We start from the raw sequence: 26,002 nt of genomic DNA on the forward strand, positions 1-26,002 counted from the left end.
TTTAAATCCCCCGCCCCCCACCCACAACTACACTGCTCACCCCACACACTTCCCCAACCCCACCCCCTACCTCTCTCACCCACCCCCCATCGCCGCCCCGGCCGACCAGACCAGCATCGTCGGCCGGGCCGACCAGGTAGCCGACCAGCGTCGGCTCGCCGGTGTCGGTGCGGACCACGACCGCCGCCTCGTCCACGTCCGGGCGGGCGCGCAGCACCGACTCGATCTCGCCCAGCTCGATCCGCATGCCCCGGACCTTGACCTGGTTGTCCCGGCGCCCCAGGTACTCCAGCGTCCCGTCGGCCCGCCAGCGGGCCAGGTCACCGGTGCGGTACATGCGCTCCCCCGCCGGGCCGTACGGGCAGGGCAGGAAGCGCTCGGCGGTGAGCGCCGGCCGGCGCAGGTAGCCCCGGGCGAGTTGCGACCCGGCGACGTACAGCTCGCCTACCACGCCCGGCGGCACCGGGGTCAGCGCGGCGTCGAGCAGGTGGACCCGGGTGGTCCAGGTGGGCTGGCCGATCGGTACCGGCCCGGCGGGCACCGGCTGCCCGGGGGCGATCCGGGCCGCGACGCAGCCGACGGTCGCCTCGGTCGGGCCGTACTCGTTGATCACCGCCACCTCGGGGTGCGCCGCCCGCCAGCCGGCCAACTGCTCGCCGGTGAGCGCCTCGCCGCCGATCACCAGGTCGGTGGTGGGCGACAACGCGTCATCGAGCAGCGGCAGGTGACTGGGGGTGACCTTGAGGAAGGTCGGCGGGCCGCCGGCACGGGCCGCCGGCGTGTCGATGCCGGCCAACCGGACCGTGCCGCCGGCGGTGAGCGGGCCGAACAGCCCGGTCACCGTCAGGTCGAACGAGACCGGCGAGTGCAGCAACGCGGTGCCGGCCAGGCCCGGATAGGTGTCGCGGGCCCAGGCCAGGTAGGCGGTGACCGCGCGGTGCTCGACCAGCACGCCCTTCGGCCGGCCGGTGGAGCCGGAGGTGTACAGCACGTACGCGGGGTGCTCCGGTCGCAGCGGCGCCCGCCGGTCGTCGTCGGTGAGATCGGCGTCGCGCAGGTCCGCGGCGGTCGTCGGGCCGAGCACCAGCGCGCCGGTCGGGGCCAGCGCGGCCGTCTGCGGAGTGGCCAGCACCAGCGCCGGCTCGGCGTCGGTCAGCAGATAGTCGATCCGGTTCGCGGGATAGTCGGTGTCCACCGGCAGGTACGCCGCACCGGTCTTGAGGACCGCGAGGATGGCCACCACCAGATCCACCGAGCGGGGCAGCAGCAGCGCGACCCGGGTCTCCGGACCGGCGCCCCGGTCGACCAGCAGCCGGGCCAGCCGGTTGGCCCGGACGGCCAGCTCGGCGTAGCTCAGCTCCACCCCGTCGCTGACCAGCGCGACCGCCGCCGGGGTGACGGCGGCCTGCCGTTCCATTTCGGCGACGAGGGTGGTCGGTGCCACCTCGCCGCCGGTGCCGGTCCAGGTGAGCAGCACGGCGCGTTCGGCGTCGTCGAGCAGGGGCAGCGCGGACAGCCGCGTCGCCGGGTCGGCGACGGCGGCGGCGAGCAGCCGCAGGTAGCGGGCGACGATCTGCTCGGCGGTGGCCCGGTCGAACAGGTCGGTGCGGTAGACCAGCCGGCTGGTGCCGCCGGTGATGTCGAAGGCCAGGTCGTCCTTGGTGGTGCCCAGCGGCACCGGGTCCAGGCCGGAGTCCGGGATGAAGTTCAGCGCGGTCTGGAACACCGGCTGCACCGACGGGTCCCGGTGCGGGGCGACCGCCTCGACGATCCGTTGGAACGGCGTCTGCCCGTGCTCCATCGCGTCCAGCAGGCCGGTACGGACCCGGCCGAGCAGTTCGGCCCCGCTCGGGTCGCCGGTCAGGTCGCACCGCAGCGCGACCGGGTTGACGAACATGCCGATCAGCGGGGTCAGCTCGGCGGTGTCCCGGCCGGCGGTGGAGACACCGACCACCACCTCGGGGTCGCCGGAGAGCCGGGACAGCAGCGCGGCGAAGGTCGCCAGCAGCACCATGTACGGGGTGGCCGAGGTGCCGGCGGCGAGCTGCCCGACCCGGTCCAGCAGCCCGTCGGGAAGCGCGAAGCGCACCTCGTCGCCGGCGAAGCCGAGCTGGGTGGGGCGCGGCCGGTCCAGCGGCAGGCCGGTCACCGCCGGCGCGCCGGCCAGGTGGTCGCGCCAGAAGGCGAGCTGCCGGGCCAACTCGTCACCGGTGAGCTGGTCGCGCTGCCAGACGGCGAAGTCGGCGTACTGGATGGGCAGCTCGGGAACGTCGGCGGGCGCGCCGGTCAGCGCGGCCCGGGCGAACGCGGCCATCTCGGCGTCGAAGAGCACCGCGGAGTGGCTGTCGAAGACCGCGTGGTGCACCACGAACTGCAACCGCAGCCGGCCGTCGCCGAAGCGGACCAGCCGGGCCCGCCACAGCGGCGGGGCGTCCAGCGGGATCGGGGTCCGGGCCAGCTCGGTGAGCGTCTCCGCGTAGCGGCGCTCCTGCTCCTCGGCCGGCAGACCGGTCAGGTCCAGCTCCGGCAGCTCCAGCGGCTCGGCGGCCCGGACCACCTGCACCAGCGCGCCGTCGACCATCCGCAGGTGCGTACGCAGCGACTCGTGCCGCGCGACCACCTGGGCGAGCACCTCGACGGCCTGCGCGGCCGTGACGCCGGCCGGGAACCGCCAAGGCGCGGAGACGTTGTAGACCGGCGAGCCCGGGTCGAGCTGGTTGGCCGTCCACACCCGCTCCTGGGCGAAGGACGCCGGGAAGGTCCACTCGCTGGTCATCGTTTCCGCCTTCCGTTCGCTACCGCCGGGCTCCGCGCTCTCATCGGGTCGCCTCGCGTACCGAGCGCGGGCGCATGTCGGTCCACACGGTGTCGATGTGCGCCAGGCACTCCTCGCGGGTGCCGGCGAACCCGGCGTCGTGCCACCCCGCCGGGAGGTCGCGCTCGGCCGACCAGATGGAGTACTGCTCCTCGTCGTTGCGCACGACCAGGAATCGGGATTCGGCCATCACTGCTCTCCAACGGTCTCGGGGGTGTGCGGTTCGGCCATCGCGACGGCGATCTTGCGGGGACCGGTGAACGGTTCCCGCCCGTGCGCGGCGGTCATGTTGTCCACCACCAGCACGTCGTCGCGCTGGTAGTCGAAGCGGACGCTGGCGGCCCGGTAGGCGGCGCGCAGGTGGTCCATGACGTCGGCGGGGATCTCGCCGCCGTCGCCGTAGTAGGTGTTCGACGGCAACCCGTCGGCGCCGAACATGGCCAGCAGCCCTTCCTGAAGGTCCTTGGCCAGGCTGCTCACGTGGAAGAAGGTGGCGTGGTTGAACCAGCGGGGGGTGTCCGAGCCGGGGCGGTGGTGCACCGCGTCGCGGACCGCCCGGGTACGGAGGCCGTCGCGGCCCACCCACTCCAGGCTGATCCGGTTGGCCGCCGCGTACGCCTCGACCTCGGCCCGGTCGTCGGTGCCGAAGACGTGCCGCCAGCTCGCGCCGAAGTCCTCGTGGAAGTTGCGCATCAGCATCCAGCGGCGGGCGACGAACTCCTCGCGTACCGCCGGGTCGATCTCCCGGTAGACCTGGCGGATGTCGGCCAGCGGGGTGGCGCCGAGCGTCTGCGGCGCGGTGATGCAGTAGAAGAACAGCGTCAACGGCCAGCGCGCCTGGTACGAGTTCTCGTTGTGCAGGAAGATCTCCTCGTCCGGCGGGTAGTCGGTCGAGGTGTACACCCGGCCCTTGATGGCGTGCCGCGGTGAGGACCGCTCGGTGTAGGTCAGCGGCTCACCGGACAGCGCCCGAACCACCCGGTCGAAGCCGTCCACCCCGCCCACGTCGAAGCCGCGGAACAGCAGGCCACCCTGCTCGGCCAGGGTGGCCCGCAGCTCGGCCCGGCGCTCGGTGATCAGCTCGGTCAGCGCCCGGCCGTCGGATTCGACGACCACGGGCAGCGTGGCGATCGTGTCGCTCATGGCTCTCTACTCCTGATTTCTCGTCACGCGCGGGGCAGTCGCGGGATGGTGGGAATCCGTGCCGGGCTGGCCGGCTCGTCGGTGGTGGCGGCCCGCAGCTCCTCGATCCGGGCGGCCAGCCCGGCCACGGTGGGGGTCTCGAAGAGGCTGCGCATCGGCAGCTTCACCCCGGTCGCCCTGCGCATGGCGGCGATGAGTTGCACCGCGACCAGGGAGTTGCCGCCCAGGGCGAAGAAGTCGTCGTCGACGCCGACCTGGGCCACCCCGAGCGCGTCCTGCCACACCCGGGCGATGGTGATCTCCAGATCGGTGCCCGGTGCGGCGCTGCCGTCCCCGACGACGGGCGGTGCCGCGTCGGCGACCACGTCGTCGCCGGTGAGGTTGTCGGTGGTGACCCGCCCGGCGCGGTGCCGGATGTCGTCCACCGTCCGGGTGGCGATGACCACCTGGGCGCCGAGGCCGGCGGTGAGGCTGCGGCGGAACGCCTCCGCACCGTCCACCGGCCGGATGTCCTCGGTCGAGGTCGGCGCGACCGCACCGGAGTCCGCGTCGGACGGTCCGGTCAGGCCGCCGGTGACGGCCCCCTGGTCGACCCGGCGCAGCACGAAGTCGCTGATCGCGACCAGCTCCCGGCCCTCCGGGTCGCGCAGCGACAGATCGGCCGTGACGACCTCGTCGGTGCCGCCGGTCCGGTGCCGCAGCTCGCTGGTGAACCGGGCCGGCAGTGGCTCCCGCACCACGATCCGGCCGTACGACAGCGGCAGGTACGTGCCGCTGCCCTGGCCCCGGCCGAACGCGGTCGCCACGTCCAGCAGCGCGGGGTGCAGGCCCCACGCGGGCAGGTCGCCGACGGCGGTGGCGGGCGCCTCGACCACCGCGAGTTCGGAGCCGTCGGCCAGGTGGTGCTCGGCCAGCGCGGCCCAGCGCGGCCCGAAGGTGAGCATGCTGGTCCGGCCCCGCCCGAACGAGGCGTCGTCGTCGACCCGGCGGCCGTCCGCGACGGCCGGAGTGGCCGGCGGGGTCGGCTCGTCGGTCCAGCCGGCCGTGCCGCGCACGTGGGTGCGCAGCCGGCCGCCGGCCAGGCTCCGGACCGCGAAGTCGGTGCCGCCGTCGTCGGCCGGCGTCAACTCCACCCGGTACTGGGCGACGGTGCCGTCGGGCACCGCGAACGGCTCCAGGAACACCACGTCGCGCAGCTCCACGGCCGCGCCGGCGTCGGGAGCGGGCAGCGCGGCGGTGACCGCGGCCCGCACCGACTCCAGGTGGGCGGTGCCCGGTACGACCGGCACGCCGCCGATCCGGTGCTCGTCGAGCAGCCAGTGGGTGCTGGCGGAGACCAGGCCGTGCAGCACGATCTCCGTCGGGCCGGTGACCTTCGTGGTGAGCACCGGGTGGTCGACCGCGCTGGTCACGGTGTCGCGGCCGGCCGCCCGGAACCCGGCCGGCGCGGCGGTCTCCACGGCCATGCCCACCTCGGCCCAGCCACCCCAGTTCTGCGACAGCACCGGGGCACGCCAGCCCGCACCGGAGCGGGCGTGCGCGTCCAGGAACGCGTTGGCGGCGCAGTAGTCCACCTGCCCGAAACCGCCGACCACCGCGGTGATGGACGAACAGAGCACCACGAAGTCCAGCGGCAGGTCACCGAAGACCTGGGCGAGGGCGAGGGTGCCGGCGAGCTTCGGGGCGAGCACCCGTTCCGCCTCGGCCCGCTCCTTGACCTCGGCCATCCCACCGCCGGGCAGGCCGGCCGCGTGCACGATGCCGTCGATGCCGCCGTACGCGGCCGTGGCGGCGTCGCGGACCCGGCGCAGATCGGCCGGGTCGGTCACGTCGGCGGCGAGCACCAGCACCTCCGCGCCGGCGGCCTCCATGCGCCGGATCGCCGCGATGGCCCGACCGGCCCGGTCGTCGCCGTGCACGGCGAGGTGGTCGTCCCACCGCTCCCGCTCCGGCAGCCCGGAACGGGCCAGCAGCACCAGCTTCGCGCGGGCCCGGGTGGCGAAGTCCTCGGCCAGGGTGATGCCGATGCCGCCGAGCCCACCGGTGATCACGTACCGGCCGCCGTCGCGCAGCGCGCCCGGCTCCCCCTCGGCGTCGATCGTCACCTGCTCGACGTCGGCCACCCAGCGGCGGCCGCCGCGCAGGGCCACCTCGGGCTCCCGGGGCCGGCGCAGCTCGGCGACCAGCGCGCCGGTGTCGTCGTCGGCCGGGTCCGCGTCGACGAGCCGGACGGCCAGCCCGGGCAGCTCGGCGGGGAGCACCCGGGCCAGACCGGCGAGCGTGGCGTGCTCCGGGCGGCGCAGGTCGTCGCCGCGCACGTCGCCCGTGCCGGCGGTGACCAGGTCCAGGGCGAGGTTGTGCTCCTCGCCGGTCAGGCCGGCGCCGGCGAGCGCCTGCACCAGGTGCAGGGCGCTGAAGAAGCCCCGCTCCTGAGCGGCCCAGGCAGCCGCGATGTCGGTGCCGGCGGGCGCCCCGTCCAGGGTGAACGCGTGCACCAGCCGACCCGGGAACGCACCGTCGGCGGTGAGCGCGGCGACCAGCGCGTCGTGGTCGGCGCGTACGCCGGGGCGCAGCCGGTAGCCACCGTCGGCGGCGGCGAAGGCGTCGCCGGGGCGTACCGGCACCGGGTCGGCACCGGCGGCCCGCAGGCCGGCGACCAGCGCGTCACCGCGCGGACCCGCGGTGAGGACCAGGCAGCGGCCCAGCGACCCGGCCGGCGGCAACGGCGCGGCCTGCCGCCAGACCGGCACCGCGAACCACTCGGCCAGCGGTCGCGGCCCGGTCTCCACCGGCGCGACCGCCGCGGGCTGCTCCGGGTCCGGCTCGATCCAGTAGCGGCGGCGCTCGAACGGGTACGTGGGCAGCGGCACCCGGCGGGCCGCCGGGTCGGCGTCGACGCGCACCGGCAGCCCGGCGCACCAGAGCGCGCCAGCGGTGGCGAGCAGGGCCGCCAGGTCACCGGTGCTCTCCCCGGCGCCGGGCAGGCTGCCCAGCGGGGTGAGCGCGCGCTGCGCCGGCGCGGCCTTCGCGACCTGCATCCGGGCCAGGTTGGCCAACTGCCGGCCGGGGCCACACTCGACCAGCTGCCAGGTGCCGGCCGCCAGCAGGGTGGCCACGCAGTCGCCGAAGCGGACCGGCTGGCGCAGGTGCGCCGCCCAGTACGCCGGGTCGGTGGCCTGCTCGGCGGTGATCCAGGTGCCGGTGACGTTGGACAGGAACGGCACCGTCGGCGGGCGCAGCGACACCGTGCCCATCAACGCGGTGAACTCGGCGAGGATCGGCTCCATCATCGGCGAGTGGAACGCGTGCGACGTGCGCAGCATCTTGGACTTGCCCTTCAGCGTCGCGGCGAACGCCTCGACGGCGGCGGACTCGCCGGCCACCACGCAGGTGCCCGGCCCGTTGACCGTGGCCACGGAGAGTCCGTCGGGCAGCAGGTCGGCGACGACCGACTCGTCCAGCGCGACGGCGAGCATCGACCCGGCCGGCAGCGACTGCATCAGCCGGCCCCGGGCGGCGACCACCCGCAGCGCGTCCGGCAGGCTCAGCACCCCGGCCACGGTGGCCGCGACGTACTCGCCGATGGAGTGACCGATCATCGCGGCGGGCCGCACCCCGGCGGTCTCCCAGAGCGAGGCCAGGGCGTACTCGACGGTGAACAGCGCCGGCTGGGTGTAGCGGGTCTCGGTGAGCTTCTCCCCCGCCGCCGGGTCGCGGCCGAGGATCAGGTCACGCAGGTCCAGGCCCAGGTCGGCGCGGAGCAGGTCGGCGCACTCGTCGACGACCGCCGCGAAGCGCGGCTGCTCGGCGTAGAGCTGCGCGCCCATCCCGGCGTACTGGGAGCCCTGACCGGAGAACAGGAAGCTTACTGTCGGGGCTGGACTGGTGGTCAATGGTTGCGGTTCGCGGGGGCCTTGCGGTCCTTGCGGTGCGCGCGGTCCGCGCCTCGGGGCGCGCAGGGCGGTCACGGCGCTGGGGAGGTCGGTGGCGACCACGGCGCGGCGGTACGGGTGCGGGCGGCGGCCGACGAGCAGGGTGTTTGCGACGTCGGCGAGGTACGCCGGGCCGGCGTCGGCGGCGCCGTCCAGGTGCGCGGCGAGGCGCTGCACCGCCGTGTCCAGGGCGCTCGCGGTGGCCGCGCTGACCTGGAGCAGGTGCGCCGGACGCACCCGGCGGTCCGTGCGGTACGCCGCCGGCGCCTCCTCCAGGACCACGTGCGCGTTGGTGCCGCCGATGCCGAACGAGCTGACCCCGGCCCGGCGGGGCCCGCCGTCGGTGTCCCACTTGGTGAGGGTGTTGGCCACGTAGAACGGGGTGTCGGCGAACTCGACGGCCGGGTTCGGCGTCTCGAAGTTGATCGTCGGTGGGATCAGCCCGTGCTCCATGGCGAGCACCGTCTTGATCACGCTGACGATGCCGGAGGGCTGGCTGAGGTGGCCGATGTTCGACTTCACCGAGCCGATGCCGCACCAGCCCCGCTCGTCGGTGTCGCGGGCGTAGACGGCGGAGAGGGCGGCCACCTCGATCGGGTCGCCCATCGCGGTGCCGGTGCCGTGCGCCTCGACGTAGGTGATGGTGCGCGGGTCGATGTCGGCCATCGCCACGGCCTGCGCGATGGCCGTCGCCTGCCCGTCGACGCTGGGCGCGGTGAAGCCGACCTTGCCGGCGCCGTCGTTGTTGATCGCGTTGCCGAGCACGACCGCGCGGATGGCGTCGCCGTCGGCGATCGCGTCGGAGAGCCGCTTGAGCAGGGTCACCCCGACGCCGCTGCCCCACACCGTGCCGTTGGCGGCGGCGTCGAACGGGCGGCACCGGCCGTCGGGCGAGGTGAAGCCCTCCATGCCGAGGTAGCCGACGTGCGGCAGCTCGATGTTCACACCACCGGCGAGGGCCATGTCGCACTCGCCGTTGCGCAGCGCCTCGCAGGCCAGGTGGAACGCGACCAGCGACGTGGAACAGGCGGTGTGCACGGTCAGGCTCGGCCCGCGCAGGTCCAGCCGGTACGACACGTTGGTGGCCACGTAGTTGGGCGAGTTGCCGGTGGCGATGGAGACCGCGCCGTGCGGGTTGCCGCCGACCCGCCGGTTGCGCAGCACGTTGCGGTGCAGGTACGTGTTGCCGCCGGTGCCGGCGTACACGCCGATCGCGCCGTCGTAGCGGTCCGGGTCGTAGCCGGCGTCCTCCAGCGCGCTGTGGCAGGACTCCAGGAACAGGCGGTGCTGCGGGTCGGTCAGCTCCGCCTCCCGGGCCGTCATCCCGAACAGCGTGGCGTCGAACTCGTCGTAGCCGTCGACCAGCGGGGCGCGGCTGACCCAGCCCGGGTCGTCGACCTCCTCGATCCGCGCGCCCCGGGCCAGCTGTTCCTCCCGGGTCAGCTCGGTGACCGACTCCACCCCGTCGACCAGGTTGCGCCAGAACTCGTGCACGTCGGCGGCGCCGGGCAGGCGCGCGGCCAGGCCGACGATCGCGATCGGTTCGATGCCCTCCTCGGGCAGGTCGGTGGCGTCGTCGGGCAGGTCGGCTGCGGTCGGGTTGCTCATCAGGCTGTCCTTCGTCACGCGGTGCCGCCGGGGCGGCGGGGAGGGATACGGCGGGTACGGCTGCGGCGGGCGGCGGCGCGCAGGGCGGCCCGCGCCAACTCCGGGCGGTCGGCGGCGCCGTCGAGGCTGGCGGCGAGCGCCCGGACGGTGGGATGGCGGAACAGGTCGAGCATCTTGATGGACCGGCCGGTGGCGGCGGTCAGCCGGGCGTGCACGGCGGCGAGCGCGAGGGAGTGCCCGCCGATGTCGAAGAAGTTGTCGGTCACCCCGACCCGGTCGCGCTCCAGCACCTCCCGCCAGATCCCGGCGATCAGCTCCTCGGTCTCGGTGAGCCCGTCCGGACCGGCGGGCACCAGGGCCGGCGGGAGGCCGGTCGGCTCGCTGCCGGCGACCGTCATCGCACCGAGCTGCGGCACCCGCACGGTGGGCCGGGGCAGCGCGGCGGCCACCTCGCGGGCCGGCGTGTCCGGTGCGCCGGCCAGCGCGCCCACCAGCTGGGCCAGGTCGGCGAGCAGGTCGTCGATGCGCCCGGCGTCGAAGAGGTCCGGGTTGTAGACCACCTCGACCCCGGCGCGGCCGTCGGACTGGACCACGTAGACGGTGATGTCGAAGGGTGAGCCCGGCTTGGGCACCGGCACCGGCTCGGCGGTCAACCCGGTCAGCGTCAGCCGGGGCGGCGCGAAGTTGAGCACGTTGAACAGCACCTGCACCAGCGGCGCGCGGGCGGTGTCCCGGCCGACGCCGAGCGCCTCGACGATGCGCTCCAGCGGCGCCCCGGGGTGGGCGGTGGCCTCGTGCAGCTCACCGGCGCACCGGTCGACCAGCTCGGCGAAGCTCGCCCCGCCGGCGCGGACCCGCACCGGCACCGTGTCGATGAAGAAACCGATCACGTCGTCGAAGGCGGCGAGTCGCCGGTCGGCGACGATCGCGCCGAGCACGTGGTCGTCGCCGCCGGTGAGCCGCGCGATCAGCTCACCGAACGCGGCCAGCAGCACCGCGGCCACCGTCGTGCCGCGCCGCTCGGCCAGCTCACGGACCGCGCGGTCGGTGTCGGCGGACAGCCGGACGGCCGCTTCCGCCCCGGCGTAGGTCTGCACCGCCGGCCGGGGTCGGTCCCGGGGCAGGTCCAGCACCGTCGGCACGCCGTCCAGGTGCGCCGTCCACCAGGCCAGGTCGGCGGCGCCGCGCAGCCGGTCCCGTTCGGCCCGCCAGACGGCGTAATCGGCGTAGCGGGCCGGCAGCTCCGGCAGGGTTGGCGGCTCACCGGCCAGCGCACGGGCGTACCCGGCCGCCAGGTCGTCGTAGCAGACCCGCTCGGACCAACCGTCGAAGACGGCGTGGTGCCAGGTGGCGGCGAGCACGTGCTCGGCCGGGCCGAGCCGGTAGACCGTCACCTGCCAGGGCGGGCCGGTGGCCAGGTCGAAGGGGTGCGCGGCGCCGGCGGCGAGCATCCTGGCCAGCTCCGCCTCCGGCTCGGCGCTGCCGGTCAGGTCGACCACCGGCACGGCCACGTCGGTGGGCTCGGCGCAGACCGCGTACGGCACGCCACCGGTCTGCGGGATCCGCCAGCGCAGCACGTCGTGCCGCTCGGCGACGGCCCGCAGCGCCGCCCCGAGCGCGACCGTGTCCAGCGGGCCGCGCAACCGGTGCGCCACCGCGATGTTGTACGGCGCGCTGGACGGCGCGAGCTGGTCCACGAACCAGAGCCGGCGCTGCGGCGGGGAGAGGGTGGGCGGGTTGCCGGTGCTCAGCCCGTCGCCGCCGGTCGGCGCGGCGGCCACCCGCTCGGCCAGCCGGCCGAAGGTGCGCTGGGTGAACACCTCGCGGGTGTCGAGCTGCCGGCCCAGCTCGGCGCGGAGCGCCGCGACCAGGCGCATCGCGGCGATGGAGTTGCCGCCGGCGGCGAGGAAGTCGGTCGTCGGCCCGGGTGCCGCGCCGAGCAACCGGGTCCAGATCCCGGCCACCCCCGCCGCCACCGACCCGTCTGGTGTGGCGGACCCGTCCGGAGCGACGGTGTCGGAGGGGGCGGCACTGTCGGCGGGGGCGGTGGTCAGCGCGGCGGCGGCCAGCGCGCGCAGCGCCGACCGGTCCAGCTTGCCGCTGACCGGGCTGACCGGCAGCGCGGCGCAGCGCAGCACCCGGGCCGGCAGCATCGCCGTGGTCAGCCGACTGCCGGCGTACGCGCGCAGCATGGCGTCGTCGGGCGCGGCCGCCGGGGTGAGGAACGCGACCAGCTCGACGCCGGCCGGGCCGGGCACCGCCTCGACCGCGACGCCGGTCACCCCGGGCAGGTCGGCGAGCACCGCCTCCACCTCGCCCAGCTCGATGCGCTGCCCGCGGATCTTGACCTGCCGATCGGCGCGGCCGAGGTAGACGATCCGCCCGTCCGGGTCGTGCCGGACCAGGTCGCCGGTGCGGTACAGCCGCTCGCCGGGCAGGCCGGAGAACGGGTCCGGTACGAACCGCTCGGCGGTCAACCCCGGCCGGCCCAGGTAGCCGTCGGCCAGCCCGGGCCCACCGATCAGCAGCTCACCGGTCTCCCCCGGCGGCACCGGCTCCAGCGCGGCGTCCACCACGTGGGCCCGGTGGTTGGGCAGCGGCCGGCCGATCGGCATCGGGTCGGTCTCGGTGGCGCTCAACGGGCCGCTGACCGCCAGCACCGTCGTCTCGGTGGGGCCGTAGCCGTTGAGGAACCGGCGACCGGGCGCCCAGCGGGCGACCAACGCGGCCGGCACCGCCTCACCGCCGCACAGCACGGTGCGCCAGCCGGGCAGCTCGGCCGGGTCCAGCATGGACAGCACGGTGGGCGTGATGAAGCCCCAGTTGACCTCGTGCGCGGCGATGAACCGGGCCAGCCGGGCCGGGTCGGCGCGGTCCTCGGTACCGAGCAGCTGCACCGTGCCGCCGAGCAGCAGCGGCACGAACAGGTCCATGGTGGCCGCGTCGAAGCCGAGCGAGGCGATGCCGAGGCTGCGGACGCCGGCGTCGGCCCCGGTGAGCGTCACCACGCCGGTGACGAACTCGACCACGTTGCGGTGGCTGGTGAGCACCCCCTTGGGTCGGCCGGTGGAGCCCGAGGTGAACAGCACGTACGCCGGGTCGCCGGGGAGCGCCGGGCAGGGCGCGAGGGGGGCCGGGCCGGGCAGGCCGACCGCCTCGACCCCGGGCGCGTCGCCGAACTCCGCCTCGGCGGCGTCACCGACCACGAGGGACAGGCCCGCGTCGGCGGCGATCCCGCGCAGCCGCCGACGCGGGCCGCCCGGCTCCAGCGGCACGTAGCAACCGCCGGCCAGCAACACCCCCAGCACGGTGGCGACCAGCTCCGGCCGGCGGGTGCCACACACCCCCACCCGGGTCTGCCGACCGACGCCCCGGGCGCGCAGCGCGGCGGCCACCCCGGCGGCCCGGGCCACCAGCTCGGCGTAGCTGAGCCGGTCGTTCCACTGGCGTACCGCCACCGCGTCCGGGGTGCGGGCGGCCTGCGCCACCACCAGGTCGGCGATCGTCGCGTCCGGCCAGGGCAGGGGCTCGCCCCGTACGGCGCTGATGGACAGGATGTCGGTCACCCGTTCCCCCCGTGGTAGCTGCTCGGATCGGTGATCTGCAGGCGCAGCTCGCTGACGTAGGCGCGGCCCGACCCGTCGGTCACCCAGCTGTCGTTCGGTGCCGGTAGCAGCTCGCTGACCACGAGCGTCACGTCCGGCCCGCTGCGGGCGGCGGCGTCGACCATCGCGCACAGCGACTGGGCGTAAAGCGGGCCGGTCAGGTCGACGTAGCAGGGCTTGACCTCGGTGCCGACCTTCACGAACGTCCGCTCGGGCAGGCCGAGCCGGCTCCGCCACCGGCGCACCGCGAGGAACCGCTCGGCCTCCCCGGTCACCCCGGCCAGGCCGCTCTCCCCCACCGTGGTCCGCCAGGTCCGTCGGGCCACGACCAGCCGGTCGATGGTGATCCGCGGACTGTGCGGGGCCGGGTCGAGCAGTTTGAAGGCGTCGACCAGCAGCGAGCCGAGCAGGTTGGCGAACACCTCCATCAGCGGCCACCGGCTGCCGTCGGGCAGCACCGCCGTCAACCCGTCGCCGGCCGGCACCACGCGCACGTCGGTCGCCGCGACCAGCCGGTCGGCCTCCGCGCCGCGGGCGGTGTCGATGCCGAGCTGCCGGTCGGCGGGGCCGCTCAGCGCGTACGTGGTGCGGGTGGTGATCCGGGGGAAGCCCTCCGGGTAGAGCACCCGGACGCGGGCCGGCCCGAGGTCGGCGTCCAGGCCGGCGCGCAGCGCGGCCGGGTCGGGGTGGAACGGTACGAAGACCGCGCTGTCGAAGGTGGCGTTGGCCGGATGCAGCTCGCCGAGCACCAGCAGGAACTCGCCCCGGTTCAGCGCGGCCAGATCGGTGGCGCTGACCTGCACGTCCGGGCTGTGGATCCGGGCCGACGGCCAGCCGGGCGTCTCCGCCGGGAAGATCCGGCGCACCCGGTCGGCCAGCTCCGCGCTGTGCAACCGCAGCTCGGGCTGACCGGGCGGCAGTGCGGCCAGGTCGAACAGCTCCGCCCACCTGGCGGTGAAGCCCGCGGCGGCGGTGGCCAGCGGCCCGTCCGAGGCCATCAGCAGCCCCTGGGCCAGGGACCAGACGTCGGCCAGCCGCACCGGCCCGTCGGCGCGCAGTTCCTCGTACAGCTCGGCGAGGATCCGCTCGCACGCGGCGCCGATGTCGGCGGTCAGCCAGCGGGCCGCCTGGAGCACCACGGCCAGAGGCTCGGCGAGCGCGTCGAGCACGTTGGCGCCCACGGCGACGGTGAGGTCCCGCGCGGTCTCCTCGTAGGCGATCGTGCGGCCGACGTACATCTGACCGGCCTGCCGGGTGGCGGGCCGGCCGGTGACGGCGGTGAACTCCGTGTTCAGCGCGGCCAGCGCGGCGCCGAGCCGGTCCGGATCTCCCGCGCTCGCGGCCACCTCGTCGCAGGCCAGGCAGAGCCGTTCGAAGCCGGCGGTCACGTCGGCGCGCAGCGTCGGGTCGCCGATCGCGGCCAGCCGCTCGCGCAGCACCTGCTCCGCACGGGGGCTGATCGGCAGGCCGGCGTCCCAGGTCAGCAGGCCACGCTCGACCAGCCGGTCGAGCAGCAGGAAGCCGTCCGCGTCGGTACGCAGCCCGGCGTCGCCGTCGGCGCGGACACGCTCGACCACGGCACCGGCCGGGGTACGCCCGTCACAGGAGGCCAGCAACCGCGCGTCGAGCACGGACAGCTCCACCGGCGGGTGCAGCGGCCGGTGCAGCCATCGCCCCGTCACGCTCAGGTGCGGTGGCAGCGCCGGTGCCCACCAGCGGCGTACGGCCAGGTCATCGGCGAGCCGGTCGGCGTACGCGATGAGCGCCCAGGCCTCGAAGTGGACCTCGCGACGGGACACCAGCTCCGGGCCCGGCCACAGTCGGGTTGCCGGATCGGTGGGATCGAGGGTGCCCCAGCAGACCGGGCCGAAGAAGCCGATGGTCTCGGCCTTCGCGCAGTAGCGCTGCCAGTAGCGCAGCAGGCTCAGCTCGCGCTTGCGCCGCCGGACGTTGCGCACGGTGGGGTCGGTGCGCAGCAGACCGTCCAGGGCGATCAGCATCTCCGGGTTCTGCCAGGTGACCGCCTCACGCAGCAGCGGGTCGGCGGCGATCCGCCCGGCGGCCGCCGAGGAGTCGGTCAGCGCCACGGCGAACGCCTTGTCGAACATCTCGGCGGGGGCCTCGCCGGCCAACAGCGCGTCGGCGGCGTCGGCGGCGTCCGGCGCGGCGAAGGCGTCCAGCCCGGCGGCCGGGAAGCCGGCCGTGCGCAGCACCACGTGGCGCCACACCGACCAGCCCGTGTCACCCAGCGGCAGCAGATGGTTCATCGGGCCGGCTCCGGCTCGTCGGTGTCCACGATGTGCAGCCGCAGTTCGCTGAAGTAGCGCCGGCCGGCCGCGTCGGGCACCCAGGCGTCGTTCGCGGTCGGCAGCATCTCGCTGACCACCAGCGTCGTGTCGTCGCCGCCGTACCGGCGTGCCGCCCGCACCATGGCGCAGAACATGTTGGCGAAGGCGGGGCTGCTCAGGTCGACGAAGCACGGCTTCGTCTCGGTGCCGAGCTTGACGTACACCTGCTCCGGCAGGCCCAGCCGACGTCGCCAGTCGCGCACAGCCAGGAATCGCGCCCGCTCCCCCGTCACCGTGCCGAGGCCGCTCGCGCCGACGGTCGTCCGCCACGTCTGCCGGGCCACCACCAGCCGGTCCAGCGTGATCCGGGGGGTGTACGGCGCCGCGGCGACCAGCTTGAACCCGTCGACGGCGTGCGTGCTGAGCAGGTTCGCGAAGACCTCGGTCAGCGGCCAGCGCCGCCCGTCGGCGGCGGCGACCACCAGCCGGCCGTCCTCGTCGTGCACGCTCAGCGCCACGGTGGGCAGCACCCGCTGCGGCTCGGCGTTGGGCGCGGGCGCGAAGGCCAACTGCCGGTCGGTCGGGCCGATCAGCGCCTCGGCGACCCGGCTGGTGCGCCGGGGCCAGTCGGTGGGGAAGAGCAGCCGGATCCGGTCCGGGCCGAGGTCGGCCGCGAGCGCGGCGCGCAGCCGCTCGACGTCCGGATGCGAGGGGGTGAACACCTGGCAGTCGAACGACGACCAGGCGGCGTGCAGCTCGCCGAGCACGACGGTGTAGTCGCCGCGGGCCAGCGCGTCCGCGTCGGCGGCGCAGATCTGCAGGTCGGGGCTGTGCAGCCGGGCGTTGGACCAGCGCGGCCGGACGGCCGGGAACACCTGCTCGACCCGGGTGGCCAGGTCCGCCACGTCGAGGCGCACCTCGGTGCTGCCCGCCGGCAGGTCGGTCAGCCCGAACAGCCCGGCCCAGCGGGCGGCGAACTCGGTGGCCACGGCGTCGACCGGGCGCGGCCCGCTGCCCCAGAAGAGTCCCTGCGCCAGGAACCACAGGTCGGACAGGGCCACCGGGGCGTCACCGGCCTCGGCGCGCAGCTCGTCGTACAGCTCCCGGAACGCCTCCCCGTACGCCTCCTCCAGCGCGCCGGTCAGCCAGCGGGCGGCCCGCAGCAGCACGGCCAGCGGCGCGGCGACGCCGTCCAGCAGCGGGGCGCCGAAGGCCACGTCCAGGTCTCGGCTGGTGTCCTCGTAGCAGAGCGTCCGGCCGGCGTACATCTCGCCGGCCCGGCGCTGCGCCGGCTGCCCCGTGAGGTCGGTGAACGTCTCGTCGAGGGCGTCCAGCGCGACGCGCAACCGGTCCGGGTCGCCGGCCGCGGCGGCGACGGCGTCCCGGGCGGCGCACAACCGGTCGAAGCCGGCCTGCGCGGCGGCCCGGGCGGGGGCATCGCCGATCTGGGTGATCCGCTGCCGCAGCACCTCCTCGGCGGCGGGGCTCACCGGCAGCGCGGCGTCCCAGGTGGCCAGCTCCCGCTCCACCAGCCGGTCGAGCAGCGCGTACCCGTCCTCCGGGCGGCGCAGCCCGATGCCCGGGTCGCTGACCAGGTCGCGGGCCGGGCGGCCGTCGGCGGCGGCGAGCAGCGCCGCCTCCACCGGGGACAGTGGCACCGGCGGTCGGCCCGGTCGGCGCACCTCCCGGCCGACCAGGCTCAGCTGCGGTGCGAGCCGGGGCGCCCACCACCGGCGCACCGCCACGTCCGCACCGATCCGCTGGGCGTACGCGGCCAGCGCCCACGACTCGAACCACACCCACCGGCGGCGGGTCAGCGCCGCGCCCGGGCGCGCCTCGGCGGCGACCGGCAGCTCCGGGTCGAGGGTGACCCAGCAGCTCGGGCCGAAGAAGCCGACGGTCTCGTTCTTGCCGCAGTAGCGCTGCCAGTACTTGAGCACCGCGCGTTCCCGGTCGCGCCGCCGAACGTTGCGGGCAGCGTCCGGGCCGCCGCGCACCAGCCCGTCGAGGGCGACCAGCGCGCCCCGGTTCTGCCAGGTGACCGCCTCGCGCAGCAGCGGGTCGGCGGCCAGCTCGACGAGCCGCCGACCGGCGACGGACACCGCCTCGGCGAACTCCTTGTCGAACAGCTCGGCCCCGGTGCCGGTGGCGAGCAGGTCGTCGGCCGCCGCGGCGGCCTGCGGGGCGGACAGCAGGGTCAGCCCGTCGGCCGGAAAACCGGTGCTGCGCAGGATCGCGTCCCGCCACACCGACCAGCCGGTGTCGCCCAGCGGCACCCGGTGCGCGTCGGCCGCGACGGCGCCCGGACCGGCCGGGCCCGCATCGGCGCGGATCGCGGCGGCCAGGTCGGCGCGGATCGCGGCGGCCAGGTCGGGAAGCGCGTCGTGCAGGAAGAAGTGCCCGCCGTCCAGGTCGTGCAGGGTGAAGCCGGCGCTGGTGTGCTCCCGCCAGGCGGCGCTCTGCTCGCGGGTCACCGCCCCGTCGTCACGGCCACTGAACACCACGATCGGCACCGGCAACGGCTCCTCGGGCCGGTACCGGTAGCCGTCCACCCGCTCGAAGTCGGCGCGCAGCAGCGGCAGCAGCAGCTCGACCAGCTCCGGGTGCTCCAGCACTCCGGCGGGCAGCCCGCCGCCGGTCCGCAGCCGGCGCAGCAGCTCCTCGTCGTCCACCCGGGACAGCCCGTCGAAGACGCTGGGCGCGCTGACGTGCGGCGCGCGGGCACCCCCGACGTAGAGCCGCAGCGGCAGCGGACGACCCGCGCGGCGCAGCTCGCGGACCACCTCGAAGCCGAGCCGCCCGCCCATGGAATGGCCGTAGATGGCGTACGGGCGGTCGGCCCGCTCCGCGATGGCGGTGGCCACGTCGGCCACCCGGAACCGGGGGTCCTCGCTGATCCGGTTCTCCCGGCCGGGTAGCTGCACGGGCAGCACCTCGACGTCCGGGCCGAACCGGGCCGGGAAGTGGCGGAACGCGCTCGCGCCGGCGCCGGCGTAGGGCAGGCAGAACAACTGCACCGGTGCCGGATCGCGGCTGCCGGCGGAGAGGAACCAGTTCACCGCACGCCTTTCTGAGGGGGGTCGATCCAGTACCGCTGCCGCTGGAAGGGGTAGGTGGGCAGCGAGGTGCGTCGGACGCCGCCGGCCGGGTGCAGAGCCGTCCAGTCCAGGGGCTGACCGGCCACCCAGCCGGCGGCCAGCTCGCGCAGCGCGCCGGGCGGGCCGGCCACCCGGGCGTCGGTGGCCAGCAGCTCGTCCAGCGCGGCGACCGCGCCGGCCGCGTCGGTGGCGACGACGGCGGCCCGGCAGGCGAACTCGCGCCGGCCCAGGGCCAGCGTCGCGGCGACCTCGGCGAGCGCGGGGGCGCTGCCGGCCAGGTGCCGGCGCAGCCGGGTCAGCGCTGCCCGCAGCGCCACCGGGGTACGCGCCGAGACCGGCAGCACCTGCGCGCCGCCCGGCCCGGTGTCGGCCGGCTCGGCGGACGGCGGCTGCTCCACCACGACGTGCGCGTTGGTGCCCCCCAGCCCGAACGAGCTGACCCCGGCGACCCGGCGCGGCGCGTCCGGCCAGTCCCGCACCTTGGTCGGTACGTAGAACGGGCCGGACGCCAGGTCGATCTCCGGGTGCGGGCGGGTGAAGTGCAGGTTCGGCGGGATGACGCCGTGCTGCACGGCGAGCACCGCCTTGATCAGCCCGGCGATGCCGGCCGCGGCGTCGAGGTGACCGATGGTGGTCTTCACCGAGCCGAGGGCGCAGGTCTCGGCGGGAGCGGTGCCCTGGTAGACCTCGTGCAGCGCGGCCACCTCGATCGCGTCGCCGAGCGGGGTGCCGCTGCCGTGCGCCTCGATGAAGCGGACCTCGCCGGGAGCGACCTCGGCGGCGGCGAGCGCGCCGGCCACCGCGGCGGCCTGCCCGGCCGGGCCGGGGACGGCGTAGCCGGCGCGCTCCGCGCCGTCGTTGGTGACCGCCCAGCCGGGCAGGATCGCGAGGACCCGGTCACCGTCGGCCTGCGCGTCGGCGAGCCGGCGCAGCGCCACCACCCCGACGCCGGAGCCGAACCCGGCGCCCTGGGCGGCCTCGTCGAAAGCGCGGCAGCGGCCGTCCGGGGAGGCCAGGCCGCCGGGGGTGTGCCGGTGCCGGGGCCAGGTGACGCTCACCCCACCGGCCAGGGCGATGTCGCACTGGTAGTCGGCCAGGCTCTGCGCGGCGAGGCAGACCGCGACCAGCGAGCTGGAGCAGGCGCTCTGCACCGCCAGCGCCGGCCCGGTCAGCCCCAGCCGGTACGCGACCTGGCCGGGCAGGTGGTCGGTGAGCTGCCGGCCGACCAGCCGGGCCTCCCAGTCGTCCGGGTCGACGTCGCCCACCACGGCCGGGTTGTCCATGAGGTGGAACAGGAAGTAGCGGTTGACGGACGTCGCGCCGTACACGCCGACCAGGCCGGGGAACCGGGTCGGGTCGTGGCCGGCGTCCTCCAGCGCCTCCCACGCGGTCTCCAGGAACAACCGGTGCTGCGGATCGGTGCGGGCGGCCTCCCGGTCGCCGAAGGCGAAGAACTCCGCGTCGAAGTCGGCGACCCCGTCGAGCCGGCCGGTGGCCTTGACGTGCCGGGGGTCGGCGCGCAGCCCCGGGCCGACGCCGAGTGCGGCCAACTCCTCGTCGGTGTGGTCGTGGATGGCGTCCACGCCGGCGCACAGGTTCCACCAGAAGGTGGCCACGTCCGGCGCGCCGGGGAACCGGCCGGCGAGCCCGACCACGGCGATCTCGTCGCCGGTGTACTCGCGCGGACCGTCCGCCGCGGCGGACGGGCTGGCTGCCGTCGACGGCACGGCGGACAGGGGCGGCGCCGTGCCAACCGCCGCCGGGGTGATCGGCGCCGGCGGGTCGACCAACCGGGCCTGGGCCGCGACGGTCGGATGGTCGAAGAGCCGCAGCAGCGGCACCGCCACACCGAACCGTTCGGCCAGCCGCTGCTGCACCTGACCGAGCAGCAGGGACTGGCCGCCGACGTCGAAGAAGCTGTCGGTGCGGCCGACCGCCTCCCGGCCGAGCACGGCGCACCAGATGTCGTGCACGATCCGCTCGGTCGGGGTGGCGGGCCCGTCCCCGGGCGGCACCGCCCGCGCCGGGTCGGGCAGCGCCCGCTCGTCGACCTTCCCGCTGACGGTCAGCGGGAACTCGGCGACCGGCACGACCGCGCGGGGCAACGCGTACTCGGGCAGTTGCCGGGCCAGCGCGGCCCGCAGCGCCGCCGGGTCCACCGGCGGCCCGGCCGGCCGGACGTACGCCAGCAGCTCACCGTCGCGGGCGATGGCGCGCACCTCGGCGATGCCCGGCTCGGCCGCGAGCACCGCCTCGATCTCGGTCAGCTCGACCCGGAAGCCGCGCACCTTGACCTGCCGGTCGAGCCGGCCGAGGCAGCGCAACTCGCCGGTGGGCAGCAGCTCCCCCAGGTCGCCGGTGCGGTACGCGGGCACGCCGTCGGGGTCGTGGCCGAACCGGTCGCTGGCCTGGTCGAGGTAGCCCGGGGCGAGGTGCCGGCTGCGCACGACGATCTCGCCGTCCGGCGCCAGCCGCAGCGCGTACCCGGGAAGGGCGGCGCCGATCGGCAGCGGACCGGTGGCCGCGGGGTCGACGTCGGCCAGCGGCAGCGCGTACCGGGCGGCGAAGGTCATCTCGGTGGCCCCGTAGCCGTTGACCAGGACGCAGCCGGGAGCGAAACGGCCCCGGGCGCGGGCGGCGTCGGCGTAGCTGGCCTGTTCGCCGCCGAGCAGCACCACCCGGACCCGGTCCAGCCGCTCGACGCCGGGGGTGTCCAACAGGTACCGGTAGACGGTCGGGGTGGAGTGGTAGACCGTGACGCCGTGGCGGGCCAACTGCTCGACGGCGTACGCCAGCCCGTGCCGCCGCAGGTCGACCGGAACGACGGCGGCGCCGGTGAGCAGGGCCGGGTACAGGTCGGGGATGGCCGCGTCGAAGCTGAACGAGGCGAGCAGGCTCAGCCGGTCGTCCGGCCGCAGGTCGAGGGTGGCGATCTGGTTGTCCACCACGTGCGTCAGGTTGCGGTGGCTCTGCCCGACCGCCTTGGGCCGACCGGTGGAGCCGGAGGTGAACAGCACGTACGCGAGCGCGTCCGGGTCCACCGGCACCGGCCGCAGCGGTGCGGGCCACACGTCGACGGCGGGGACGACCCGCAGGCCGGGCCGGTCGGCGGCGAGCCGCCGGGCCAGCTCGGTGTGCTCGCCACCGCAGAGCAGGACGGTGACGTCGGCCCCGTCGAGCAGGTGACGCAACCGCTGCTCCGGGAAGCCGGGGTCGAGCGGCACGTAGGCGGCGCCCGCGGCGAGCGCGCCGAGGATCGCGGCGATGGTGCCGGTGCCGTGCGCGGTCAGCAGGCCGACCCGGTCACCGGGCCGGACGCCCGCCGCGCCCAGCAGGTCGGCGTGCCCGCCGGCCAGGCCGGCGAGGGCGGCGTAGTCGAGCGGGTCGGTGTCGCCGAGCACGGCGGGATGATCGGGACGGGTGGCAGCGACATCGCCGAAGCGATGGATCAGCGTCGAGGTCCCCATGTCAGGACGCGCACACCGCTCCACAACAGACCGACGCGCAGCAACTGACAGCCATAATCATTATCCCCCCCAGGACGTCACAATGGAGAGAGCATATGGCTCGATGTCTGCCGCGATAGATCATCGACTAGAGTCGAGCCGAAGGGTCTACCGAGACTCCGACGAGGGACGACGAACATCGTCCGATCATCCCCCTGGCGCGACGCGTGATTTTCGCCTAGAGCGCTTTCCAACAGGTTATTTTTCGGTCACGTACCATTTGTGCAGTGGAATTTCCCCACATATAGCAGCTGGTCCGAATGGCGACATCGAAGCGTTCAGTCCCCGACAGACGGCGGCGGAACGGGTGCCACACCGCCGTCCGAATCGCGCGGCAACTGCGCCACCATGTCCTGGAACTCCCGCACCGTGACCGCCTCGCGCAGCGTCGCGAAGACCGCGCCGGTGCCAACCCGGGCGGTGGCCTCGTCGACTCCGGCGCGCGCGCCCACCCGGCGCAGGAACTCCGCCGGCCCGGCGGCAGCCGGCGGGCCGCCCGCCGCCCCGTCCGTTCCACCCAGGTAACCGTCCAGCTCGTCCGGGAGCTGCCCGGCGAGGTCGTCCGCCGGACGGCCGGTCACCCGTTCGGCCATCGTCTGGAGCACGGCGCGAGCCACCACGGCGGCCTGCTCGGTCGAGAGCCCGGAGCGCCGGGACACTGCGTCGATGAAGCGGGGGAACCGCACGCCGCCCTCCTGTCCACCACGGGACCCGCGCTTACCCGGAGGCGGTCGCGGCAAACGGCGCCGGTTCCTCCGCCAGCAGGTCCAGCAGCAGCGCGGCGGTCCACCCGAACGCCGGCGAGCCCAACCCGGCGCCGGTGTCCGGGTGGAAGTACTCGTGGCAGCCGGCACCGGCGACCAGCCCGACCATGGACCGGCGCAGCCCGGCCGCCAGGTCCGGATGCCCGTGCGTGAGCAGCCCGCGGCGCACCAGCCAGCCGACGTTCAGCCAGCTCGGCCCGCGCCAGTAGCGCAACGGCTCGAAGTCCGGCGCGGTCCGGTCGTGGCTGGGCAGCGGCCGGTCCATCCGCCGGGCCACCCCGAAGCGCGCCGACCGGGCCTCGACGACCAGCGCGTCGGCCTGCCGGGTGGGCAGGTCGGGCAGGATCAGCGGCGCCAGCCCGAGCACGGTGCGTGCCGGGACCAGCCGGTCGGTGCGCAGGTCGCGGGGCGCGAACGTGCCGGTCGCCGGGTCGTACAGCCGGCGCACCAGCGCCTCGGTGATCCGGGCCGCGCGGGCCCGGTGCGGCCCCGGGTCGCCGCCGACCAGCACGGCGATCTCGGCCAGCGCGTGTTCGGCCGCCCCGAACGCCGCGTTGAACAGCGGACACTCCACCAGGAACGGGTGACCGTCGGCCAGGCCCCGGTCGGAGTAGCCGGCGTCCCGGTAGGCGGCGACGATCGCCAGGTAGCGCGCGTAGTCCAGGTCCGTGGGGCGGTGCGCGGCGTGGGCGTGCGCGGTGTCGTGTCGCCGGTACGCGCGCATCACGGCCGCCTCGGCGGCAACCGCGGCCATCGGCTCGTCCCACGCCGGGCTGTTGTCCAGACCGGACTCCCACGGGTGCACGATGCAGGCCAGCCCGCCGCCGGTCAGATCCCGCCGATCGGCCAGGTAGCGCTGCTGGGCGACCAGCGCCGGATAGAGCCGACGCAGCGCGGCCAGGCCGGCCGGGCCCGGCGCCCGCCGGTACGCCAGCAGCGCGGCGAGCGCGTGCACCGGCGGCTGGACCAGGCCGGACGTGTCGACGGCCGGCGCGCCCTCGGCGCCCGCCGAGCGCCACAGCTCCGGCCCCGGAAAGTACGCGCCGACCCGCAGCGCCGGATTGAACACGATGTGTGGCACCCGGCCGTCGGCCCACTGCGCCCGGAACAGGCTCGTGAACTCCCGCCAGGCCCGCTCGGGGCGGACCTGGGCCAGCCCCACGGCGATGAACGCGGAGTCCCAACTCCACTGGTGCGGGTAGAGCGTGCGCGACGGCACCGTGTGGTCGTGCTCCCAGTTGGCGTCGAGGGTGGCGACCGCGAGTCGGCGCAACCCGGCGAGGTCAACCGGCCCGCCGGTGCGGGCCGGGGCGCCGGCGGTCATGCCGCGGCCCGCCGGGGCAGCGCGTGCCGCAGCACCGTGGCGGCCTGCTGGAGGGCGCGGACGGGGTCGCCGCGCAGCCGGCACTCGAGGGCCAGCCAGCCCCGGTAGTCCAGCTCCAGGAGGGTCCGCACGAACGCCGGCCAGTCCAGGTGCCCGGCGCCCGGCTGGTACCGGTTGGAGTCGCTGACCTGCACGTGCCCGAGGTACGGCGCGGCGGCGCGCAGCGCCCGGTGCACGTCGTCCTCCTCGATGTTCATGTGGAAGGTGTCGGCGACCACCCGCACCGACGGCAGCCCCACCGCCGCGCAGAGCACCACCGCCTCGTCGAGCCGGTTGACCATGTGGTCCTCGTACCGGTTGAGGGGTTCCAGGAAGAGGCTGACGCCCTCGGCCCGGGCGTGCTCACCCAGCTCGCCGAGGGCGTCGAGGAGCACCTGCCGGTCCCCGGCCGGCGGGCGCGGCGGCTCGAACGGCGGCAGCCGCCGGGAGAACATCCCCCACGCCGCCGGGGTCATCGCCCCGACACCGCCCAGCTCGGCGATCACCGACAGCTGGGAGCGCAGGTTGCGCACCGCGTCGGCGGACCGGGCGGGGTCGAAGTCGCCGATGAAGTGGTCCATCTCGACGCAGACGGTGGGCATCACCACCCCGGCGGCGCGGGCCCGGCGCAGCTCGGGCAGCCGGCGGGCGAACGCGAGATCGCCGCGACCACGCAGCTCGATGCCCTGGTAGCCGAGGGCGGTGGCGAGGGCGTACTTCTGGATCAGGTCGGTGCCCGGCAGGAGCTGTTCCTGGCAGGCCAGCGCGATGGTGGTCATCTGAACCTCAACACCACTTGGAGGACGTCACCGGCGCCGCGGTCGAGCAGCGCGAGGGCGTCGGCGACCGCGCTGGCGTCGACGATGTGGCTGACCAGCGGCAGCGGATCGACGCTGCGCTCAGCCACCAGCTCCATGAAGGTCTGTGCCACCCGGTCGCCGGTCCACCGGCCCGCCATGCTCGGCGCGGGGGTGGGGCCGGAAACCTGGGCGGCCACCAACTGGATGCGGTTGTGGTGGAACTCCTCGCCGAGGCCGAGCCCGTCGGCCTGGCCCTGGTAGAAGCCGGCGGCCACGACCCGGCCGGCGTGTGCGGTGGACCGGATCGCCTCGTGCAGCGCCGGATACGCCCCGGACAGCTCCAGGCAGACGTCCGCGCCCCGGCCGCCGGTGGCCCGGCGCAGCACGGCGGCGGCGGACTCGGCGGCGGCGTCCACCGCCCACCGGGCGCCGTAGCGGGCGGCGTGCTCCAGCCGGTCGGGCACCTGGTCGACGGCCACCACCCGGGCGCCGGAGAGCACCGCGAGCCGGGTGGCGAGCAACCCGATGACGCCCTGCCCGAAGACACCGACCCAGTCGCCGAGGTGCAGGTCGCCAGCGAGCACCGCGGTCAGCGCGATGGCGCCCGGCCGGGCGAAGACGGCGGCGAGCGGGTCCAGACCGGCGGGCAACGGGCGGACCGTCTCGGCGGGCAGCACGGCCTCGGCGCGGTGCCCCCAGATGCCCCAGACCAGTTGCCCCGGGTGCCGGTCGGCGACGTCCGGGGCCACCTCGACGACCTCGCCGACCTCCTCGTAGCCGAAGCCGACCAGCGGGTAGGGCACCGGGGTCTGCCGGGGCACGAACATCCGGGCCGCGTCGTCCCAGTCCTTGCTGAGTCGTGGATTGCTGCCCCGGTAGAGGGTGAGCTCCGTGCCGGCCGAGATGCCCGAGTAGTGGGTGCGGACCCGGACCTGGCCGGGGCCGAGCGGGTCTGGTGGGCAGGGCTCGAGGCTGATCCGTCGGGGCCCGGCGAGAGAGACAACCCAGTTGACCATGAGTCACATCCCGGTAGAACTGGGCTCCAGGATAGCAAAAAATCGCTATATGTCTTGTCATTGA

12 protein-coding genes are annotated in these 26,002 nt (G+C 75.5%); all 12 read right to left on the reverse strand.

Annotation, left to right across the window (positions count from 1 at the left end; translation table 11 throughout):
• Position 1 precedes the first annotated feature (1 nt).
• Complete coding sequence (locus AB0K07_RS21645; RefSeq protein ID WP_363757217.1) at positions 2-2,776, reverse strand: amino acid adenylation domain-containing protein; 2,775 nt, start codon at positions 2,774-2,776, stop codon at positions 2-4.
• 40 nt (positions 2,777-2,816) lie between these two features.
• Entirely contained in the window at positions 2,817-3,005 is a 189-nt protein-coding gene (locus AB0K07_RS21650; protein WP_363757218.1) for an MbtH family protein, read from the reverse strand.
• Positions 3,005-3,958, reverse strand: coding sequence for a TauD/TfdA family dioxygenase (locus tag AB0K07_RS21655; protein WP_363757219.1), 954 nt, complete (start codon positions 3,956-3,958; stop codon positions 3,005-3,007). The genes AB0K07_RS21650 and AB0K07_RS21655 overlap by 1 nt, the downstream gene beginning before the upstream one ends.
• 23 nt (positions 3,959-3,981) lie before the next feature.
• Positions 3,982-9,498, reverse strand: coding sequence for an SDR family NAD(P)-dependent oxidoreductase (locus AB0K07_RS21660; protein ID WP_363757220.1), 5,517 nt, complete (start codon positions 9,496-9,498; stop codon positions 3,982-3,984).
• Between the two features lie 14 nt (positions 9,499-9,512).
• A complete protein-coding gene (locus AB0K07_RS21665; protein WP_363757221.1) occupies positions 9,513-13,064 on the reverse strand; it encodes an amino acid adenylation domain-containing protein in 3,552 nt (1,183 codons plus the stop codon).
• Positions 13,061-15,370: a lantibiotic dehydratase gene (locus AB0K07_RS21670; protein ID WP_363757222.1), complete on the reverse strand. Its 2,310-nt coding sequence runs from the start codon at positions 15,368-15,370 to the stop codon at positions 13,061-13,063. The genes AB0K07_RS21665 and AB0K07_RS21670 overlap by 4 nt, the downstream gene beginning before the upstream one ends.
• Positions 15,367-18,450: a thioesterase domain-containing protein gene (locus AB0K07_RS21675; protein WP_363757223.1), complete on the reverse strand. Its 3,084-nt coding sequence runs from the start codon at positions 18,448-18,450 to the stop codon at positions 15,367-15,369. Before AB0K07_RS21675 ends, AB0K07_RS21670 begins: the two co-directional genes overlap by 4 nt.
• Complete coding sequence (locus AB0K07_RS21680) at positions 18,447-21,956, reverse strand: AMP-binding protein (protein WP_363757224.1); 3,510 nt, start codon at positions 21,954-21,956, stop codon at positions 18,447-18,449. Before AB0K07_RS21680 ends, AB0K07_RS21675 begins: the two co-directional genes overlap by 4 nt.
• 317 nt (positions 21,957-22,273) lie before the next feature.
• Entirely contained in the window at positions 22,274-22,681 is a 408-nt protein-coding gene (locus tag AB0K07_RS21685; RefSeq protein ID WP_363757225.1) for a DUF2267 domain-containing protein, read from the reverse strand.
• A 31-nt stretch (positions 22,682-22,712) separates the two neighbouring features.
• On the reverse strand, positions 22,713-24,083 hold the full coding sequence (locus tag AB0K07_RS21690) for a hypothetical protein (RefSeq protein WP_363757226.1): 1,371 nt from the start codon (positions 24,081-24,083) through the stop codon (positions 22,713-22,715).
• Complete coding sequence (locus AB0K07_RS21695) at positions 24,080-24,901, reverse strand: sugar phosphate isomerase/epimerase family protein (RefSeq protein ID WP_363757227.1); 822 nt, start codon at positions 24,899-24,901, stop codon at positions 24,080-24,082. The genes AB0K07_RS21690 and AB0K07_RS21695 overlap by 4 nt, the downstream gene beginning before the upstream one ends.
• Positions 24,898-25,938, reverse strand: coding sequence for a zinc-binding alcohol dehydrogenase (locus AB0K07_RS21700; protein ID WP_363757229.1), 1,041 nt, complete (start codon positions 25,936-25,938; stop codon positions 24,898-24,900). Before AB0K07_RS21700 ends, AB0K07_RS21695 begins: the two co-directional genes overlap by 4 nt.
• Positions 25,939-26,002 lie beyond the last annotated feature (64 nt).

Source organism: Micromonospora sp. NPDC049301 (assembly GCF_040678715.1).
Classification (GTDB): Bacteria; Actinomycetota; Actinomycetes; order Mycobacteriales; family Micromonosporaceae; genus Micromonospora.

What these genes read in the sequence shown, in the direction of transcription:
- AB0K07_RS21680 (WP_363757224.1), bottom strand. Translation starts at nt 21,956, where the DNA reads ATGGGGACCTCGACGCTGATCCATCGCTTCGGCGATGTCGCTGCCACC.
- AB0K07_RS21645 (WP_363757217.1), bottom strand. Translation starts at nt 2,776, where the DNA reads ATGACCAGCGAGTGGACCTTCCCGGCGTCCTTCGCCCAGGAGCGGGTG.
- AB0K07_RS21700 (WP_363757229.1), bottom strand. Translation starts at nt 25,938, where the DNA reads ATGGTCAACTGGGTTGTCTCTCTCGCCGGGCCCCGACGGATCAGCCTC.
- AB0K07_RS21660 (WP_363757220.1), bottom strand. Translation starts at nt 9,498, where the DNA reads ATGAGCAACCCGACCGCAGCCGACCTGCCCGACGACGCCACCGACCTG.
- AB0K07_RS21670 (WP_363757222.1), bottom strand. Translation starts at nt 15,370, where the DNA reads ATGAACCATCTGCTGCCGCTGGGTGACACGGGCTGGTCGGTGTGGCGC.
- AB0K07_RS21695 (WP_363757227.1), bottom strand. Translation starts at nt 24,901, where the DNA reads ATGACCACCATCGCGCTGGCCTGCCAGGAACAGCTCCTGCCGGGCACC.
- AB0K07_RS21655 (WP_363757219.1), bottom strand. Translation starts at nt 3,958, where the DNA reads ATGAGCGACACGATCGCCACGCTGCCCGTGGTCGTCGAATCCGACGGC.
- AB0K07_RS21690 (WP_363757226.1), bottom strand. Translation starts at nt 24,083, where the DNA reads ATGACCGCCGGCGCCCCGGCCCGCACCGGCGGGCCGGTTGACCTCGCC.
- AB0K07_RS21650 (WP_363757218.1), bottom strand. Translation starts at nt 3,005, where the DNA reads ATGGCCGAATCCCGATTCCTGGTCGTGCGCAACGACGAGGAGCAGTAC.